The sequence below is a fragment of the Pseudomonas sp. B21-021 genome, from assembly GCF_024749205.1.
Classification (GTDB): domain Bacteria; phylum Pseudomonadota; class Gammaproteobacteria; order Pseudomonadales; family Pseudomonadaceae; genus Aquipseudomonas; species Aquipseudomonas paraglycinae.
On sequence record NZ_CP087192.1, the window covers coordinates 4891993 to 4909317 of the forward strand.

At 58.4% G+C, this 17325-nt stretch carries 15 protein-coding genes, 5 tRNA genes, 1 pseudogene and 1 riboswitch; of the genes and pseudogenes, 7 read left to right on the forward strand and 14 right to left on the reverse strand.

Translation table 11 applies throughout. The annotated features are described in order from the left end of the window. Positions 1-100: 100 nt before the first annotated feature. From LOY31_RS21915 to LOY31_RS21925, 3 genes are read right to left on the reverse strand one after another with little or no spacing between them, the layout of a single operon-like run. Positions 101-1735: a GMC family oxidoreductase gene (locus LOY31_RS21915; protein ID WP_039772094.1), complete on the reverse strand. Its 1635-nt coding sequence runs from the start codon at positions 1733-1735 to the stop codon at positions 101-103. Then, the gene (locus LOY31_RS21920) at positions 1732-2286 is read right to left on the reverse strand and encodes a sugar dehydrogenase complex small subunit (protein WP_127799415.1); all 555 of its coding nucleotides are present in this window, start codon (positions 2284-2286) and stop codon (positions 1732-1734) included. The genes LOY31_RS21915 and LOY31_RS21920 overlap by 4 nt, the downstream gene beginning before the upstream one ends. Before the next feature lie 3 nt (positions 2287-2289). Next, positions 2290-3690 carry a cytochrome c gene (locus tag LOY31_RS21925; protein WP_221533754.1) on the reverse strand — a complete coding sequence of 467 codons (1401 nt, stop codon included), beginning with the start codon at positions 3688-3690 and terminating at the stop codon, positions 2290-2292. Between the two features lie 364 nt (positions 3691-4054). Between LOY31_RS21925 and LOY31_RS29525 the strand changes: the two are divergent. Both LOY31_RS29525 and LOY31_RS29530 read left to right on the forward strand, forming a co-directional pair. Then, a pseudogene (locus LOY31_RS29525) lies at positions 4055-4837 on the forward strand (MCP four helix bundle domain-containing protein); the annotation flags it as partial. Beyond that, positions 4832-5695 carry a methyl-accepting chemotaxis protein gene (locus LOY31_RS29530; protein ID WP_408980479.1) on the forward strand — a complete coding sequence of 288 codons (864 nt, stop codon included), beginning with the start codon at positions 4832-4834 and terminating at the stop codon, positions 5693-5695. The pseudogene LOY31_RS29525 and the gene LOY31_RS29530, both read left to right, overlap by 6 nt. Before the next feature lie 56 nt (positions 5696-5751). On the opposite strand, the gene LOY31_RS21935 is transcribed toward LOY31_RS29530, so the two are convergent. After that, positions 5752-5828: transfer RNA gene (locus LOY31_RS21935), tRNA-Arg, on the reverse strand. 284 nt (positions 5829-6112) lie between these two features. On the opposite strand from LOY31_RS21935, the gene LOY31_RS21940 reads away from it, so the two are divergent. Together LOY31_RS21940 and LOY31_RS21945 are read left to right on the forward strand one after the other, a co-directional pair. Continuing rightward, on the forward strand, positions 6113-6340 hold the full coding sequence (locus tag LOY31_RS21940; RefSeq protein WP_085701582.1) for a hypothetical protein: 228 nt from the start codon (positions 6113-6115) through the stop codon (positions 6338-6340). Between the two features lie 20 nt (positions 6341-6360). After that, entirely contained in the window at positions 6361-6540 is a 180-nt protein-coding gene (locus tag LOY31_RS21945) for a PA3371 family protein (RefSeq protein ID WP_007960291.1), read from the forward strand. On the opposite strand, the gene phnN is transcribed toward LOY31_RS21945, so the two are convergent. Next, a complete protein-coding gene (gene phnN, locus LOY31_RS21950; RefSeq protein ID WP_085607472.1) occupies positions 6515-7084 on the reverse strand; it encodes a phosphonate metabolism protein/1,5-bisphosphokinase (PRPP-forming) PhnN in 570 nt (189 codons plus the stop codon). The two genes, LOY31_RS21945 and phnN, sit on opposite strands and share 26 nt — an antisense overlap. A gap of 389 nt (positions 7085-7473) precedes the next feature. Between phnN and LOY31_RS21955 the strand changes: the two genes are divergently transcribed. Next, positions 7474-7800 carry an Arc family DNA-binding protein gene (locus LOY31_RS21955; RefSeq protein WP_003178899.1) on the forward strand — a complete coding sequence of 109 codons (327 nt, stop codon included), beginning with the start codon at positions 7474-7476 and terminating at the stop codon, positions 7798-7800. 113 nt (positions 7801-7913) lie between these two features. Here LOY31_RS21955 and mgtE read toward each other — a convergent pair whose 3' ends face one another. After that, entirely contained in the window at positions 7914-9356 is a 1443-nt protein-coding gene (gene mgtE, locus LOY31_RS21960; protein WP_007960287.1) for a magnesium transporter, read from the reverse strand. A gap of 320 nt (positions 9357-9676) precedes the next feature. Between mgtE and LOY31_RS21965 the strand changes: the two genes are divergently transcribed. Next, positions 9677-10195 carry a cell envelope protein SmpA gene (locus LOY31_RS21965; protein ID WP_258712196.1) on the forward strand — a complete coding sequence of 173 codons (519 nt, stop codon included), beginning with the start codon at positions 9677-9679 and terminating at the stop codon, positions 10193-10195. Between the two features lie 19 nt (positions 10196-10214). Here LOY31_RS21965 and LOY31_RS21970 read toward each other — a convergent pair. From LOY31_RS21970 to ltaE, 8 genes are all read right to left on the reverse strand, one after another. Further along, positions 10215-10291: transfer RNA gene (locus tag LOY31_RS21970), tRNA-Arg, on the reverse strand. Between the two features lie 72 nt (positions 10292-10363). Continuing rightward, positions 10364-10440 (reverse strand) — tRNA-Arg (locus tag LOY31_RS21975). 72 nt (positions 10441-10512) lie between these two features. After that, positions 10513-10589: transfer RNA gene (locus LOY31_RS21980), tRNA-Arg, on the reverse strand. A 107-nt stretch (positions 10590-10696) separates the two neighbouring features. Next, positions 10697-10787: transfer RNA gene (locus LOY31_RS21985), tRNA-Ser, on the reverse strand. Between the two features lie 62 nt (positions 10788-10849). Further along, positions 10850-11038 (reverse strand): carbon storage regulator CsrA, encoded by a 189-nt coding sequence (gene csrA, locus LOY31_RS21990; protein WP_002554426.1) that lies wholly within the window; start codon positions 11036-11038, stop codon positions 10850-10852. A 187-nt stretch (positions 11039-11225) separates the two neighbouring features. Next, on the reverse strand, positions 11226-12467 hold the full coding sequence (locus tag LOY31_RS21995) for an aspartate kinase (RefSeq protein ID WP_007951048.1): 1242 nt from the start codon (positions 12465-12467) through the stop codon (positions 11226-11228). 90 nt (positions 12468-12557) lie between these two features. Next, complete coding sequence (gene alaS, locus LOY31_RS22000; RefSeq protein WP_258712197.1) at positions 12558-15176, reverse strand: alanine--tRNA ligase; 2619 nt, start codon at positions 15174-15176, stop codon at positions 12558-12560. A 146-nt stretch (positions 15177-15322) separates the two neighbouring features. Continuing rightward, positions 15323-16327, reverse strand: coding sequence for a low-specificity L-threonine aldolase (gene ltaE, locus LOY31_RS22005; RefSeq protein ID WP_258712198.1), 1005 nt, complete (start codon positions 16325-16327; stop codon positions 15323-15325). A gap of 198 nt (positions 16328-16525) precedes the next feature. Next, positions 16526-16697: riboswitch (FMN riboswitch) on the forward strand. A gap of 102 nt (positions 16698-16799) precedes the next feature. On the opposite strand from ltaE, the gene LOY31_RS22010 reads away from it, so the two are divergent. Beyond that, complete coding sequence (locus LOY31_RS22010) at positions 16800-17309, forward strand: 6,7-dimethyl-8-ribityllumazine synthase (RefSeq protein ID WP_011335530.1); 510 nt, start codon at positions 16800-16802, stop codon at positions 17307-17309. Positions 17310-17325: the final 16 nt, after the last annotated feature.

The following is a 17325-nucleotide window of genomic DNA, read 5'->3' on the forward strand; positions in this document are numbered from 1 at the left end:
CGTTCAGCCTGCTCCCTCCAACAGCCGGATTGGACGGCGCCAAATACAAAAAAGCCCCACCAGATGTCTCTGCATGGGGCTTTTCAATTCAGGGCGCTTCTCAGACCTCCGCCACCAACACATCGGCAATCCGGATACTCAACGCCGCACCTGTCAGCGTCGGGTTCACGCAGGAGGACGATGGCATGACGCTCGTGCCTGCGATGAAGAGGTTGGAATGGTCGTGACTGCGGCAATCGCGGTCCACCACGGAGTCTTTCGGGTCATCGCCCATGATGGTGGTGCCCATGATGTGCTGCCGATTCTGGAAGCCCGTGTCGGTGCTGAGGATGTCGGCGTCGAGCAGTTTCGCAAACTGTTTGAAGTCCTCCAGAGCCTTCTCTTTGCCGGCGTGCCAGTAGTCGGGAACGCTGTAGTAGATCTCGGGAACCGGCAGACCGATTGCGTCGAACTTGGTCTTGCTCGGGGTGACCCGGTTTTCCGGCAGTGGCAAGGTTTCGAAGTCGACAGCCCAGTTCAGGGAGCGCGCCGATTGCAGCCGGATCTGCTCATCGAGCTTCGAGCCCAGCACGCCTTTGGCAATCAGGTTCGAAGTGATCTGCGACGTCGGCACGGTGTTGCGCACCTTGATCTTGTAGCTCGGATAATCGTTGCGAAACGCACCATCGCGGCTGTTCAGATAAACCAGCAATTGCGTCGGCCCTTCGCCCGGCCACATGTCTTCCTTGGTCATGACGTTCATGCTGATGCCGGTGTGATCCATCAGGTTGCGCCCGACCTGATCCGACGAGTTGGCAATCCCGTTCGGATACTTTTCCGAGGTCGACATCAACAGCAGCTTCGGCGACTCGATACCGTAAGCCGCCAGCACAAAGGCCCGTGCGGTCAGTTTGTGTTTGGACTTGTCGGGGCGCATGTACCAGATCGCGGTGATCTTTCCATCGTCGCCCGCCTCGATCTTGTAGACCACGGAGTTGTCCAGCACCTTGGCGCCATGACGCTCGGCTTCATCGATATGCATCGAACCGTCGTACTTCGCCGCGATCGGGCACACCGGGTTGCAGTTGTTGTTGCCGGCGCAGGGAGGCCGTTTGCCATAGGGGCGGGTTGCCCGGCCATTCGGCTCGAGGATCGGGTTATACCCGCCCTTGCTGAGCAATTCGGAAAGGCGCTTGAACATGTAGCTCGGTTTCAGGCCTTCCATCGGATAGGGAATCGAGCGCGGTGGATAGGCGTCTCCGCCCTGCCCGCTTTCGTCCTGGCCGTCGACGCCGGAAACGCCCAGTTCGATTTCAGCTCGAGCGTAATACGGTTCCAGTTCGTCATAACTGATGGGCCAGTCACGACCACGGCCATACAACGACTTGAGACGAAAATCGTTGGGCAGCATGCGCCACAGCGATGACCCGAAATGCCAGGTGGTGCCGCCCACCACACGCAGATAAGAGGTGTTGTATTTCACCGGCCCTACCTGCTGCAGATAGTCGCCATAGGTAGAGGGCGCATGGGGCAGGCTCGGATAAGGCGACCCGGCACCCTGCAGCTTCGCATTGGCCAGCGAGAGTTTCACCGGAGCATTGCGGAACGTTTCCACCACATCACGGCGATTCACCCGAGGACCGGCCTCGAGCACGATCACCGACTTGTTCGCTTTGGCCAGGCCCGTGGCGATCAGGCCGCCCATGACACCGGAGCCGATGATCACCACATCGGCATCGAATTGATCGCTGCTCATACTGTCGAGTCCTGATTGACTGCTGGTTTGGGACCCCATGAATCCGGGCCGCCACCGTAGGTTGGAATGATGAGAATGCCGTGAGTGGGCTGATACATCATGGCGAGGGAATAGCTGATCAGCTCGGCATCCGCCGGCTCACCGACAATGCCCAGATACCAGGCGGAAATGATGCTGGTGGCCGTGGCTCGCAGCGATGGATCCGGATTCGGCTGCGCCAGGTATTCGTCGACATGCCTGTACCCCTGTGCGCCGATCAATTGCTTCAGGGCAATTACATTGGTCGAGAAATTCGGCGCGCGCTTGTCCAGTGCGGCGTAGTAACGACCGGCCAGAACCGGATTGACCGCACGACTGACCAGAAACCGGGAAAGCGCAATGAAATCGTCGCTGGAAACCTGGGCTGCCAGCACAGACTGCCAGGGCAGCGCACCACCGATCATCGCCGCCAGCCCCAGTGTCACGGAACCGCGCAACAGGTTGCGGCGAGTGAGCCCCGTCGAGCCTTCGGTTTGAGTTTTTACGTGTTTGTGCGTCATTGAAGTGTCCATTGCTCAGGCCTCCTTGCGCCGACGTGCAATCAAGGCCCATGCGCCCAGGCCGATCAACAAGCACACGAGAATGATGACCGGGATCGTAAACTTCGCCATCACTGCCAGCGGTGCCTTGGGACCACCTTCCCGTACCTGCGCCACATCGGCGGCGGTGACAATCGTGTCGGCATTGCCGTAGCGCGACAGCACGTAGTTGCTGACGTCGGCAATCTGCTGGTCGTTCAGGCGGTCGGTGAACAGCGCGTCCGGGCCGAATGCCGGCATGTCGATGGCCACACCGTCGACTTCGCGGTGCACGCCATACACGATGGCCGCAATCAGGTTGTCGCTGCGACTGGTGGCGGTGTTGTGAAACAGCGATGGATATTCCCGCGTGCCTTGACCGTCAGGCTGGTGACAGTTGGCGCAAGTGCCACTGAAAATGTGCCAGCCCGGGTTGTCCCCCGGTTTGCCTCCGCGCAGCGTCAATTCATCGACCGAAGCCTGACCGTACTCGTGCCGGGCCTTGCTCTCCCCGGTCTTGATCGGCGCGGTCTGCAACAGATAGGCCGCGATGGCCTTGAGATCCACATCGCTCAGATGCTGCAGGCTGTTCTCCACCGCCTCGGCCATCGGCCCCGCTGCCTGGGCCTTGCCCTCGACGTGACCGGTACGCAGATAGGCCACGATCTCGTCGCTCGACCAGGCACCGATGCCGCTGACTTTGTCGGAAGTGATATTGGGGGCATACCAACTGCCCAGCGATCCGCCGGCCAACGGCTTTGCGCTGTCGGCCGCCATCAGGACATTGCGCGGTGTATGACAGGTGTCGCAGTGAGCCAGGCCGTTGACCAGATAGTCGCCACGATTGACCTCGGCGGACTTGGCCGGATCCGGTGTGAAGCGTGTTTTGCTGTGGAACAGCGCGTTCCAGCCAATCATCGATGCACGGATATTGAACGGGAAATCCAGAGCGGTTTTCTGGTTCGGCGTATCGACCGGCGTCACCTCATGCATGAAGTAGTCGTAGAGCGCAGCAATGTCGCTGTCGGTCATCTTCGAATAAGAGGTGTAGGGCATCGCCGGGTAAAGCCGAGTGCCATCGGCCGCCACCCCGTCACGCACCGCACGGGCGAATTGCTCTGACGTGTAATTGCCGATACCGGCCGTTTTCGAAGGCGTGATATTGGTCGAATAAATGGTGCCCATCGGTGAGCCGAGCGGATAGCCGCCCGCAAAAGCCTTGCCGCCTGGCGCCGTGTGGCAAGCCACACAGTCAGCCGCTACCGCCAGACGCTTGCCCACCGACGCGGTGCTGTCGAGCGCCTCGCCATGCGCAGTTCCAGCCGCGGCGATCAACAGCGTAACCAATCCGGCAAAGGCGTACCCCCTGCGTTTCCCTTTATCAATGCGACGCGACATGAGTCCTACCCTAGGCTGCTTCGTTCTTTTTTTTCACGGTTCCGGCAAGCACGAACACGGCATCCTCGCCATCTCGTAAGCCGAGGACGAAGAGGTACGATGTCGTACGTATTTTTGGAATATTCCACATAATGTAACACTTTGCAATAAATAGAAAAGGCCAAGTGCCATCTTTTGTATGTATGTGCTGAATGCTCTAAACCAATGGTTACAAGGGGTTTTATGCAGAATATATTTAGATGAGAAACAACTAGTAACCCTACAGTTGTGGACTCCGCAGCCGAAAGATGTACGACGACACGCCATTTACCTACGAGCTGCGCTCGATATTGACCCGCCCCCACATGTCAGCAGGATGCCCCTTATGAGTTGGTTGAATGACGCAAGACTTTCCACGAAATTGATCACGGCCTTCGCGGCGTGCGCCTTCATTACTTTGGGGGTGGGCCTGCTGGGAAGCCGGGGAGTGACCGAGCTTTCGACGAGCCTCAGATCGGTGTTCGGCAACAACCTGGTCGCCGTCGCCAACATTGCGCAGACCAAAATCAAGGCTGTCGGACAGACCCGTGACATGTATCGGCTTTACGTCGCCACAGCCGCCAACCTGCCACAGAGCACCAAGGACGAATTCCTCGCCTCGATGAGCGCCAACCAGTTGGCGAGCGAAAAAGCCTTTGCCGAATACCGAAAAACCGAGCTTGCCGACGACGAACGTGCGGCCGGTGACCGAATGGAAAAAGCCTGGCCCGTTTACCAGGCGATCGTGCAAAGGTATCTGGCCCTGATGAAGGCCGGGGACCTGGAAAACGGCCGCGAATTGCTGCTCGGCGACCTGCAGAAAAACTACCGCGTCGTCATGGACGAATTGACCATCATGACCAACTCCAACGATATGCAAGTCAGCGAAGCCGCAAAACGATCGGTTCTGACGGAGTCTTCCGCCAAGACGTCGCTGTACATTGGCATCGTGCTGGCCTTCGTCGCTGCGATTTTGCTTGGCCTGTTCATCAGCCGACTGATCAGCCGCCCCATCTCCAAAGCCGTTGAAAGCGCCCGAAGCATCGCTGGGGGCGACCTGACTCAGCAGATCGTCAGCACCGGCCGCGACGAGGCCGGCCAGTTGCTCACGGCCCTGGCCGAGATGCAGGGCAGTCTGAAAAGCACTATCCAGCAGATCGCCAGCGCGGCAGATCAACTGGCTTCAGCTGCAGAAGAACTCACCGCCGTCACTGACAATGGAAGCCGTGGCTTGATACGTCAGAATGACGAGATCCAGCAGGCTGCGACCGCCGTCACGGAGATGACCTCCGCTGTGGAGGAGGTTGCGCGCAACGCGGTATCCACTTCCGAGGCCTCCCAGACCACCAGCCGGGAAGCCAGCAACGGCCGCGACCAGGCGCGAAACGCCGTTGCCGCGATCAACCATGCAACCACGGAAATCGCTACCTCCACGACCATGGTCAAGGATCTGGCAGAGAAAGTACGGGACATCGGCAAGGTTCTGGATGTCATCAGGGGGATAGCAGAGCAAACCAATCTGCTGGCGCTTAACGCCGCCATCGAGGCTGCACGCGCGGGTGAGCAAGGTCGAGGTTTTGCCGTCGTTGCCGACGAGGTAAGAGCCCTGGCGGCGAGAACCCAGGCTTCGACGGGGGAAATCGAAGGCATGATCAACGACGTTCGCAACAGTGCAGACGAAGCCGTTGGCGCCATGGGGAAAAGTCAGGCACTGGTCAGCGAAACCCAGTCACTGGCGCAAGCGACCGGCCAGGCCCTGGAGCTGATTGCCGACGGCATCTCGCAGATCAATGACCGCAACCTCGTCATCGCGACAGCCTCGGAAGAACAGGCACACGTTGCTCGTGAAGTGGACCGAAATCTGGTCAACATTCAGGATCTTTCCACCCAGACAGCGGCAGGCGCGCATCAGACCAGCGCCTCGACTCAGGAACTCTCCAACCTGGCGGCGTCGTTCAACACAATGGTCAGTCGCTTCCGCTTATAAATTCGTGAAAACAAAAAGCCCCGCGCAGATCACTCTGCGCGGGGCTTTTCAATAGATGGTGTCCCAGGGCAGGTTCGAACTGCCAACCTTCCCCTTAGGAGGGGGATGCTCTATCCAATTGAGCTACTGGGACACAGGACTGTCAGTGCGACAGACGGCGTGCATGTTAACGGCCGGGCCCTGATTTGTCATGTCGTCCGCAGGGCTTTTTAAGTGTAGGCAGGCGCCTCGCAAGGGGGCCGGATGTTTTACCGTGCAATTTGCATCACCGCAAAAAGCCATCATTGCAGAATGCAATGCGCCCTCTCCGAAAAACCCTGTTAAATGCTTGTTTTTAAAGGACTTAACAGCGGTTAGACTATTGGCACGACGGCTGCTTTACCGGTTCTTATACAAGAACAATCGGAGACTCGTCTCATGAACAGCGCCCTCGTGTTCGCAAACGCAATCGCACTGGCCGTCCTGGTGGGCTTTCACTTCGTCCCCGAGGACAACGAGAAAGTGGCCGGGCGCATGCCGCATTACCTGCAAGTGCAGAAGGCGCCGCAATGGGCGGTGTTGAGCGATCAGAGCTTCGCCCCGCAAGCGGTCAGCGAGTCTGAACAGGCGTTGCCGGCGCATTCGACTGAACGTCTGGTGTTTTGAAATATCTTCAGGAGTACAGCATGTCCAAGTCAGCTGCAGGATTTCTGATCCTCGCCTTATTGAGTGGCCTCGGGCATTTTTCGCTGTTCGAGGAAACCGAAATATCCCTGCCGCTGATCGGTTGCGGCGTCTTCTCGGCGCTGTTCGTATTGGCGCTGGTGGCCGGTCGCAAGATCAAGTTTGATCCGGTATTGCGCTAAGCCTGACCAGCTCCAGCAGATGATGGACGGCGTCGGCCAGGTCGCCCGAGTTGTCGATCAGGTGCACAGGGCTATCGGTTGATCGCCTGTCCTTGAATAGCGTGTTGCGGGCCAGCCTCGCATCGATCTGCTCAAGCGTCTCCCGGCCACGCCGGAGCAGGCGCTCACGCAAGACGTTATCTCGAACCGTCAGCAACACCGGCACCAGTGTCGGATAGCTTTCCAGCGCCTGCCGGAGGTTCGCCCGAGAGCCGTTCACCAGGACGTGTTTCCCGGCTTTCAACCATTGGTCCATTTCCACCGGAATCCCGTAGGCGAGACCATTGGCCTCCCACGCCAGTGCAAACTCGCCGGCGCGCTGACGCTGCTCGAACTCCTGGGGCGTCACGCCGATCGCATCCTCACCCACGGATTCGGCCGAACGGGTGATCACGCGTCGAATGATTTCGCAGTTCAACGCCCGCAAGGGTTCACGCGCAGCCTCGATCAGACTGTCCTTGCCGGAGCCGGAAGGTCCCATGAGGTAAATCAGCCTGCCATCCATCCTGAAAACGCCCTCCGGCGGGCATTTGCCCCTAGTAAATCGGCCATTTGCCACTATCCTGTACAAGGTAAGGAACAACGATTCAACCCGCATAGCATGCACGTTCTGACGCCTTCGGGCATCAGTCGACGTGCTTCAGGACGCGGTCAGCGATACGGGCCGATGCTTTCTTTTCAAACCAGTCCGCATTTCTGATAATTGGTGCTGGCATTACGCCTTTACCCGGATCAATATTTGTCACAGAATTGACGCCAATGATCTGGCAATTTTGAGGCATGATGCGCGCCTCTTAACAATTCAGGTTGAACCATTTGGCGCGGATGCTTGTCCTACCACACATCCTGCGGCCAATCCCGAGAACCGCTCCCCTGAACTAACCGGTTAAATATATGCGCCCATTGAAACAGGCAATTTATTCCAGCCGTACGGCTGACAAGTTCGTCGTACGTCTGCCAGACGGAATGCGTGAACGCATTGCCGAGGTGGCTCGCAATCATCATCGCAGCATGAACTCCGAGATCATTGCGCGCCTTGAGCAGAGTCTTATTCAGGAAGGTGCACTGGGCGAAGAGCTGAGCATGCGCCTGGACAGCCCGGAGCTGTCGCTGCACGAACGCGAGCTGCTGCAACGCTTCCGCCAGCTCTCCCACCGCCAGCAGAACGCGCTGGTTTCTCTGATCGCCCACGACGCCGAAATGGCCGCAGACGCATCCTGAGTAAAACCGAACATCTCAAGCCAGCATGAATGCTGGCTTTTTTTTGCCTGCAATTCGGGTTTTCAGGGGCGAAAAAAAGCCCGCCAATCGGCGGGCTGTTTCAATGCAGTCAGTCAGAGCAGGAAAATCGTCGCCAGCCCCAGGAAGATGAAGAAGCCACCACTGTCGGTCATGGCCGTGATCATCACACTGGCGCCCATCGCCGGATCGCGGCCCATCTTCGCCAGGGTCATCGGGATCAACACCCCCATCAACGCAGCCAGCAGCAGGTTCAACGTCATGGCGGCCGTCATCACCACACCCAACGACCAACTACCGTAGAGCAAGTAAGCGACCACACCGATCACACCGCCCCAGACCAGGCCATTGATCAACGCCACGGCCAACTCTTTGCGCATCAGGCGCGAGGTGTTGCCGGTACTGACCTGATCGAGGGCCATGGCGCGAACGATCATGGTGATCGTCTGGTTGCCGGAGTTGCCGCCGATGCCCGCCACGATCGGCATCAGCGCCGCCAGAGCCACCAGCTTCTCGATCGAACCTTCGAACAGGCCGATCACCCGCGACGCGACGAATGCAGTGATCAGGTTGATCGCCAGCCATGCCCAACGGTTGCGCAGGGATTTCCAGACCGAGGCAAAGATGTCTTCCTCTTCACGCAGACCCGCCATGTTGAGGACTTCGCTTTCGCTCTCCTCACGAATCAGGTCGACCATTTCGTCGATGGTCAGACGGCCGATCAGCTTGCCGTTCTTGTCGACCACCGGGGCCGAGATCAAGTCGTAACGTTCGAACGCCTGAGCAGCGTCGTAGGCGTCTTCATCCGGGTGAAAACTCACCGGGTCACTCGCCATGACTTCGGAAACCTGCTTCTCCGGGTCATTGACCAGCAAACGCTTGATCGGCAGCACGCCCTTGAGCACACCGTCGTAATCGACCACGAACAGTTTGTCGGTATGGCCCGGCAGCTCTTTCAGGCGACGCAGGTAACGCAGAACCACTTCGAGACTGACATCCTCACGGATGGTCACCATCTCGAAGTCCATCAGCGCACCGACCTGCTCCTCATCGTAGGAGAGAGCCGAACGCACACGTTCGCGTTGTTGCTGGTCCAGAGTCTCCATCAGCTCATGGACGACGTCTCGCGGCAGCTCGGAGGCCAGGTCAGCAAGTTCGTCGGCATCCATGTCCTTGGCCGCAGCCAGGAGCTCGTGATCGTCCATGTCGGCGATCAGCGTTTCACGGACGGAATCGGATACTTCGAGAAGAATGTCGCCGTCGCGATCGGCCTTGACCAGTTGCCAGAGCGTCAGACGATCGTCCAGCGGCAGGGCTTCAAGAATGTAGGCGACGTCAGCGGAGTGCAGATCATCGAGCTTGCGTTGCAGCTCGACGAGATTTTGCCGGTGGACCAGGTTCTCGACCCGGTCATGATGCGGGCCTTCCTGGCGATGAGTCAGGTCTTCGACGACCCGCTGGCGCTGCAGCAGTTCGACGACCTGAGCCAGGCGATCCTGCAGGCTTTCCTGTGTTTTCTTTACTTCGATTTCGGACATAGGCGAACTCCACTCCCAGCAGCGGGGCACGCCGGAAGGATCAATCAGTCAATTCATGATTGGTGAAACGGGTTACTGAATAACTACTGGGTAAGTCCATGGAGGTTTTCCATAAGCCCCGGCGGGGCTGACGGGCGCAATGATACACCGCCTGACGGTTTTAAACGTTAAAAAATAGTGGCTGAAACAAGCGCTTGCGAGACAAAGCTGAGCGCTGTCCTGATCCTTCACACTGCGACGACTCATCCTGAAAAGAAAACACACCGGCGGTGAAAAAACTGCCGACTACGCTTGGGGACAATCGTCACGGAGGACGCCGAATGCGATCGAAAACATCCCGATTCATGCTGACCACCCTGCTCTGCCTGCCCGCCATCGGGAGCGCAACGACACTTCATCGCTGCGAAGCTTCTGATGGTCGCGTCACGTTCACCACATTGAGCTGCGCGAACGATGAGCACCTTTCACTGCAGGAAGTTCGCCCCTACTCGCCTGGCTCGACCGTGACACTGATACCCGAAGCCCGGCACGAAGAAATATCCGGTATGAATATCAAAAAACGAGAAATGGCCGTCGTCGGGCGCACTCACGATAAATGTGGAGATCTGATCGACGCGCGACAGAAACGCGAGGCAATCATCAATCAACGAATCATCGCCGGCATGAGCCAACAGGAGGTTGAAAGCGCCTTGGGCAAACCCGACAAGGTGAGCATCCGCAATTCGGCAACGAGTTATCGTTACGACCTCAAGCGAGGCCGCAGTGCTCAAATCGATTTTGATGAGAAAGGATGCGTGACGGGAAAAGCCAAATCCCGGACAGCAAAAAGCCCGCGTTAAACGCGGGCTTTTCGGTATATGGTGCACTCGACAGGATTCGAACCTGTGACCGCTCGGTTCGTAGCCGAGTACTCTATCCAGCTGAGCTACGAGTGCAATTTGTGTTTTTAGACCAGACCACAACTGGCTGTAACCAAGTCATCTGCATTGCTGCAACTGACTCTTAAATGGTGCACTCGACAGGATTCGAACCTGTGACCGCTCGGTTCGTAGCCGAGTACTCTATCCAGCTGAGCTACGAGTGCATTTTGTGTTTTTAGACCAGATCACAACTGGTTGAAGCCGAGTCATCTGCATCGCTGCAATTGACTCTTAAATGGTGCACTCGACAGGATTCGAACCTGTGACCGCTCGGTTCGTAGCCGAGTACTCTATCCAGCTGAGCTACGAGTGCATTTGTTGCGCCGCATTATAGCCCGTCTAATCTCTATTCCAACCACTTTTTCTATAAATTTCAACAACTTACAGAAAAAGCCAGATTACAACGTACTAAGCAAATAATGGCGGAGAACGGGGGATTCGAACCCCCGACACCCTTTTGAGGTGTACTCCCTTAGCAGGGGAGCGCCTTCGGCCACTCGGCCAGCTCTCCGCAACACGGGGCGTATATTAACCACCTTCTTCCCCGTTTGCAAACATAAAAATCGATAAAAATTAATGGCTTGGTTCTTCGTCCTTCTCTTTCTTTATACGCAGATAGATTTCTTCACGGTGCACGGCCACCTCTTTCGGGGCGTTGACGCCGATACGCACTTGATTTCCTTTAACGCCGAGCACGGTCACGGTGATTTCGCCATCACCGATAATCAGGCTTTCTGCGCACCGACGAGTCAGAATCAGCATACCTTTCTCCTCACGCGAATCATTTCAGGGACAACAGTCTGCAAAAAAAAGGCACCCGACCTACAACCGGAGCGATCGTAGCCCTACATGCCTGAGTATTGACCAGCGCGAGCAAAAGAACAGTTCAGGGCTCACGCCATTCAAAAAATAAAGGGCGCGGTCAGACCGCGCCCTTCATTGACCAGGATTACTCGCCCTGACGGGCCGGAGCGTCCAGTTCGAAAGCCGTGTGCAGGGCGCGCACGGCCAGTTCCAGGTACTTCTCTTCGATCACCACGGAAACCTTGATTTCCGAGGTCGAGATCATCTGGATGTTGATGCTTTCTTTTGCCAGGGATTCGAACATGCGGCTGGCCACGCCTGCGTGGGAACGCATGCCGACGCCGACAATCGAGACCTTGGCAATCTTGGTGTCGCCAACCACTTCACGGGCACCGATCTCGCGAGCGGTGTTTTCCAGCACGGTTTGCGCGGACTGGTAGTCGTTGCGGTGCACGGTGAAGGTGAAGTCGGTGGTGTTATCGTGCGCGACGTTCTGCACGATCATGTCGACTTCGATGTTCGCGGCACTGATCGGGCCGAGAATCTTGAACGCCACGCCCGGGGTGTCTGGCACGCCACGGATGGTCAGCTTGGCTTCATCGCGGTTGAAAGCGATGCCGGAAATGATCGGCTGTTCCATGGTTTCCTCTTCATCAATAGTAATGAGGGTGCCCGGACCCTCCTTGAAGCTGTGCAGTACGCGCAGCGGAACGTTGTACTTGCCGGCGAACTCCACGGCGCGGATCTGCAGCACCTTGGAACCGAGGCTGGCCATTTCCAGCATCTCTTCGAAGGTGATCTTGTCCAGACGCTGAGCGACCGATACCACACGCGGGTCAGTGGTGTAGACACCATCGACGTCGGTGTAGATCTGGCATTCGTCAGCCTTCAGCGCAGCGGCCAGCGCCACGCCGGTGGTGTCGGAACCGCCACGACCCAGGGTCGTGATGTTGCCGTGCTCGTCGACGCCCTGGAAACCGGCGACCACCACCACGCGACCTGCTTTCAAGTCACCGCGGATCTTCTGGTCATCAATCTGCAAGATACGCGCTTTATTGTGCGCGCTGTCCGTCAGGATCCGTACCTGGTTGCCGGTATACGACACCGCCGGCACACCGCGCTTGATCAGCGCCATCGCCAACAAGGCGATTGTCACCTGCTCACCGGTGGAAACGATCACGTCCAGTTCACGGGGAACCGGTTGATCTTCGCCACTGATTTGCTTGGCCAGATCGATCAGACGGTTGGTTTCGCCGCTCATTGCAGACAGCACAACCACCAGGTCATCGCCGGCATCGCGGAATTTCTTAACCTTGTCGGCGACCTGCTCGATTCTCTCGACAGTGCCGACCGAGGTGCCTCCAAATTTCTGTACGATCAAAGCCATTTCAAAGCCGCCTCTGCCCATGAAGGGCGCCCAATAATCACTCGAACAGCCGCCGGGCCCGCCACTAGACTGCGGGCCCGACGGGCCGTCTTATAAACCCTGCTCGACGAATGGAACGGTCAGCGCCAGTGCGCCATCAAGCGCGCCGGCGTCGACACCGCCGCCCTGCGCCATGTCCGGACGACCACCGCCCTTCCCGCCCACTGCCGCAGCAGCCTGTTTCATCAAATCACCGGCTTTGAGTTGGCCAGTCAGGTCCTTGGTTACGCCTGCAACCAATACGACCCTTTCCTCATGGACACTGCCGAGCAGGATCACTGCGCGGCCGAGTTTGTTTTTCAGCTGATCGACCAGCGCCAGCAGCGCCTTGCCGTCCTGACCATCCAGACGCACGGCCAGCACTTTCACGCCCTTGACGTCCACGGCCGAAGCCGACAGATCGTCGCCTGCGGCAGCAGCGGCCTTGGCCTGCAACTGCTCGAGCTGCTTTTCAAGCGCACGGTTGCGCTCCAGCACAGCCGACAGCTTGTCGATCAGGTTGTCGCGGCTGCCCTTGACCAGGCTGGCCGCTTCCTTGAGTTGTTCTTCAGCAGCGTTCAAGTAAGCCAGCGCCGCAGCGCCGGTGACCGCTTCGATACGACGCACGCCCGATGCCACACCGCCTTCGCTGATGATTTTCAGCAGGCCGATGTCGCCGGTACGGTTGGCGTGAATACCGCCGCACAGCTCGACGGAGAAATCACCGCCCATGCTCAGCACGCGCACGTTGTCGCCGTACTTCTCGCCGAACAGCGCCATCGCGCCTTTCTGCTTGGCGGTTTCGATGTCGGTTTCTTCGGTTTCAACAGCGGAGTTCTTGCGAATCTCGGCGTTGACGATGTCTTCCAGCGCCTTGATCTGCTCAGGCTTGATCGCTTCGAAGTGGCTGAAGTCGAAGCGCAGGCGCTGGCTATCCACCAACGAACCTTTCTGCTGAACGTGCTCGCCCAATACCTGACGCAGCGCAGCGTGCAGCAAGTGGGTGGCCGAGTGGTTCAACGAAGTCGCATGACGCACTTCGGCATCCACGTGGGTTTCCACTGGCGCGCCGATGATCAGGCTGCCGGATGCCAGCACGCCGTGGTGCAGGAACGCGCCGCCGGTCTTGGTGGTGTCGCGCACGTCGAAACGGCTGTTGCCGGCCTGCAGATAACCGCAATCGCCCACCTGGCCGCCGGATTCAGCGTAGAACGGCGTCTGATTCAGAACGATCACCGCCTCTTCGCCTTCATTCAAGACGTCGACCGACTGGCCATCTTTATAGATAGCGACAATTTTCGCCGAACCGCTGGTGTCGGTGTAACCGGTGAACTCGGTGGCCACATCCACCTTGACCAGCGTGTTGTAGTCCAGACCGAACGAACTGGCCGAACGTGCACGAACACGCTGGGCTTCCATCTCGCGTTCGAAACCGACTTCGTCGATGGTCAGGCTGCGCTCGCGAGCGATGTCCGCAGTCAGGTCCATCGGGAAACCGTAGGTGTCGTAGAGTTTGAACACCACGTCGCCCGGCACCACGGTGCCTTTGAGTTCCAGCAGATCCTGCTCGAGGATCTTCAAGCCGTGATCCAGGGTCTTGGAGAATTGTTCCTCTTCGGCCTTGAGCACGCGCTCGATGTTGGATTGCTGCTTCTTCAGTTCCGGGAACGCTTCGCCCATCTCGGCGACCAGTGCCGCAACGATCTTGTAGAAGAAGCTGCCGGTGGCGCCCAGCTTGTTACCGTGACGGCAGGCACGACGGATGATCCGGCGCAGCACGTAGCCACGGCCTTCGTTGGACGGCAGCACGCCGTCGGCGATCAGGAAACCGCACGAACGGATGTGGTCGGAAACAACCTTGAGCGAAGACTGGTCGCCATTTTCGCAACCGATTGCCTCAGCCGAAGCTTTCAGCAGGTTCTTGAACAGGTCGATGTCGTAGTTGGAGTTGACGTGCTGCATCACCGCACTGATCCGCTCCAGGCCCATGCCGGTGTCGACCGACGGCGCTGGCAACGGATGCAACACGCCGTCGGCGGTGCGGTTGAACTGCATGAACACGTTGTTCCAGATCTCGATGTAACGGTCGCCGTCTTCTTCCGGCGAACCCGGAGGGCCGCCCCAGATGTGGTCGCCGTGATCGTAGAAGATTTCGGTGCATGGGCCGCACGGGCCGGTATCGCCCATGGTCCAGAAGTTGTCGGAGGCGTAAGGCGCGCCTTTGTTGTCGCCGATACGAATCATGCGCTCGACCGGCACACCGATTTCTTTGGTCCAGATGTCATACGCTTCGTCGTCGGAGGCGTAGACGGTGACCCAGAGTTTTTCCTTCGGCAGTTTCAGAACGCCGGTCAGGAACGTCCAGGCGAAGGTAATCGCGTCGTGCTTGAAATAGTCACCGAAGCTGAAGTTGCCCAGCATTTCGAAGAAGGTGTGGTGACGGGCGGTATAACCGACGTTTTCCAGGTCGCTGTTCTTGCCACCGGCACGCACGCATTTCTGGCTGCTGGTCGCACGGGTGTACGCGCGCTTTTCCTGGCCCAGGAAGCAGTCCTTGAACTGGTTCATCCCCGCGTTGGTGAACAGCAGGGTTGGGTCGTTGCCCGGAATCAAAGAGCTGGAGGCTACACGGGTGTGGCCTTGCTCTTCGAAGAAGCGAAGGAAGGCTTCACGGATTTCTGCGCTTTTCATTAGGTTCTTCCACGGAGGCTGCGGCCAAAGGCCTGTACGAAACGTCAACAGACGAAACGACGGCAAAGGGCCGCATTATATCGGCCCTGCGCGCGGGGTACAGCGTGTTTATACGATAGAAACGGTCAATTGGGTGGCTAACGCTGTCACTTGCGCGAAAACTCGACGAATGTCGCGACCACTTGCTCGATTTGCGAGCGATTGACGTCCATGTGCGTGACCATCCGCAACCGCGAGGCGGCGCTCAATTTGATCCCGCGCTCGGCAGCGAATGCCTTGATCGCCTCGGCACGGTCGCCCATCTGCACGTAAACCATGTTGGTCTGCACCGGTTCGACGCTGAAACCGGCCTCGCGCAGGCCTTCGGCCAAAAACTGGGCGTTGGCATGGTCATCCGCCAGACGCTCGACGTTGTGGTCCAACGCATATAGCCCCGCCGCCGCCAGCAATCCGGCCTGACGCATGCCGCCACCGACCATTTTGCGCAGGCGCCGGGCCTTTGCAATCAACGCCGACGAACCGCACAGCACCGAGCCGACCGGCGCGCCGAGGCCTTTGGACAGGCACACCGAGACCGAATCGAAGTATTGGGTGATTTCCCGGGCATCGACCCCGAGCTTGACCGCCGCGTTGTACAGCCGCGCGCCGTCCAGATGCAGCTGCAGGCCATTGTCCTGAGTGAACTGGCGGGCCCGGGCCAGATAGTCCAGTGGCAGCACTTTGCCCTGCATGGTGTTTTCCAGCGCCAGCAGGCGGGTGCGGGCGAAGTGGAAATCATCAGGCTTGATCGCCGCTGCCACCTGATCCAGGTCCAGCGAGCCATCGGCCTGCACTTCCAGCGGCTGTGGCTGAATCGAACCGAGCACCGCTGCGCCACCGCCCTCGTACTTATAGGTATGCGCCTGTTGACCGACGATGTACTCGTCACCGCGCTCGCAGTGCGCCATCAGGCCCAGCAGGTTGCTCATGGTGCCGGTCGGAACGAACAGCGCGGCGGCGAAACCCAGCCGTTTCGCCAGATCGCCTTCCAGACGATTGACCGTCGGATCTTCGCCATACACGTCATCGCCGGTGTCGGCGCGGGTCATCGCGTCGAGCATGGCGGGAGTCGGTTGAGTGACGGTGTCGCTGCGAAGATCGATAACGCTCATGAACCTGGCCTCAAGTCAGTAGGGGAAATCCCTTTACGAAGAGGAATTACTGCGGGCATGGCGCAGATTAATCAACCCTTGCGCAAGGAAAAGTCGTTTCCTGCGCTTCGAAAAATCCGATGGCAATCATCACAAAGGCGCAATGCACAGTCCGGCAATCTGTGTTAAAAACGCTGCGCCGCCCGATAAAGGGCGGCGAAACGTTCTCAGGGCGGGGTGCAATTCCCCACCGGCGGTAATTGCGCGCAATGCGCATAGCCCGCGAGCGCTTGGTGACGGACACGGCAAAAACCGTGAGCGGCGGCAAGGTCAGCAGACCCGGTGTGATTCCGGGGCCGACGGTCATAGTCCGGATGAAGAGAGAACGGGATTGACGCCAAAGGGCCGTCCGCCGTGTTCGCGCGAGCGTGCGTACCCTTGAATCCCTTTCGATTCATAACGCCCTGTTTTTCACACAAACAGGAGTCAGAACATGCAACCCACCGCTATCGACAGCAAAAGCAAACACACTCACGGCGAGCGCGTCGCGTTCATCCAGGCCTGCTGGCACAAGGAAATCGTCGACCAGAGCCGTAAAGGCTTCCTCGCCGAAATGATCGCTCAGGGTTATCAGGAATCGGACATCGATTTCTTCGAAGTCGGCGGCGCCTTTGAAATGCCTCTGCACGCCAAGCTGCTGGCCAAGACCGGTCGTTATGCCGGTATCGTTGCCGCCGCCCTGGTGGTGGACGGCGGAATCTACCGTCACGAGTTCGTCGCCCAGTCGGTGGTCAGCGGCCTGATGCAGGTTCAGCTGGAAACCGAAGTGCCGGTGTTCTCGGTATCGCTGACCCCGCACCACTTCCACGCCGGCGAAGAACACCAGAAGTTCTTCTTCGAGCATTTCGTACACAAGGGTCAGGAAGCGGCGAAGACCTGCGCCGATACGTTGCAGAAAGTGCGTGCGTTGCGCCGCACCGAGCCGCGCGCTGTCGCGGTCTGATTTTTCAGTGATGATC

Excerpts from the sequence above, each read along its gene's own strand:
- LOY31_RS21915 (WP_039772094.1), bottom strand. The coding sequence starts at position 1,735 with ATGAGCAGCGATCAATTCGATGCCGATGTGGTGATCATCGGCTCCGGT.
- LOY31_RS21920 (WP_127799415.1), bottom strand. The coding sequence starts at position 2,286 with ATGGACACTTCAATGACGCACAAACACGTAAAAACTCAAACCGAAGGC.
- LOY31_RS21925 (WP_221533754.1), bottom strand. The coding sequence starts at position 3,690 with ATGTCGCGTCGCATTGATAAAGGGAAACGCAGGGGGTACGCCTTTGCC.
- LOY31_RS29530 (WP_408980479.1), top strand. The coding sequence starts at position 4,832 with ATGCAGGGCAGTCTGAAAAGCACTATCCAGCAGATCGCCAGCGCGGCA.
- LOY31_RS21940 (WP_085701582.1), top strand. The coding sequence starts at position 6,113 with ATGAACAGCGCCCTCGTGTTCGCAAACGCAATCGCACTGGCCGTCCTG.
- LOY31_RS21945 (WP_007960291.1), top strand. The coding sequence starts at position 6,361 with ATGTCCAAGTCAGCTGCAGGATTTCTGATCCTCGCCTTATTGAGTGGC.
- phnN (WP_085607472.1), bottom strand. The coding sequence starts at position 7,084 with ATGGATGGCAGGCTGATTTACCTCATGGGACCTTCCGGCTCCGGCAAG.
- LOY31_RS21955 (WP_003178899.1), top strand. The coding sequence starts at position 7,474 with ATGCGCCCATTGAAACAGGCAATTTATTCCAGCCGTACGGCTGACAAG.
- mgtE (WP_007960287.1), bottom strand. The coding sequence starts at position 9,356 with ATGTCCGAAATCGAAGTAAAGAAAACACAGGAAAGCCTGCAGGATCGC.
- LOY31_RS21965 (WP_258712196.1), top strand. The coding sequence starts at position 9,677 with ATGCGATCGAAAACATCCCGATTCATGCTGACCACCCTGCTCTGCCTG.
- csrA (WP_002554426.1), bottom strand. The coding sequence starts at position 11,038 with ATGCTGATTCTGACTCGTCGGTGCGCAGAAAGCCTGATTATCGGTGAT.
- LOY31_RS21995 (WP_007951048.1), bottom strand. The coding sequence starts at position 12,467 with ATGGCTTTGATCGTACAGAAATTTGGAGGCACCTCGGTCGGCACTGTC.
- alaS (WP_258712197.1), bottom strand. The coding sequence starts at position 15,176 with ATGAAAAGCGCAGAAATCCGTGAAGCCTTCCTTCGCTTCTTCGAAGAG.
- ltaE (WP_258712198.1), bottom strand. The coding sequence starts at position 16,327 with ATGAGCGTTATCGATCTTCGCAGCGACACCGTCACTCAACCGACTCCC.
- LOY31_RS22010 (WP_011335530.1), top strand. The coding sequence starts at position 16,800 with ATGCAACCCACCGCTATCGACAGCAAAAGCAAACACACTCACGGCGAG.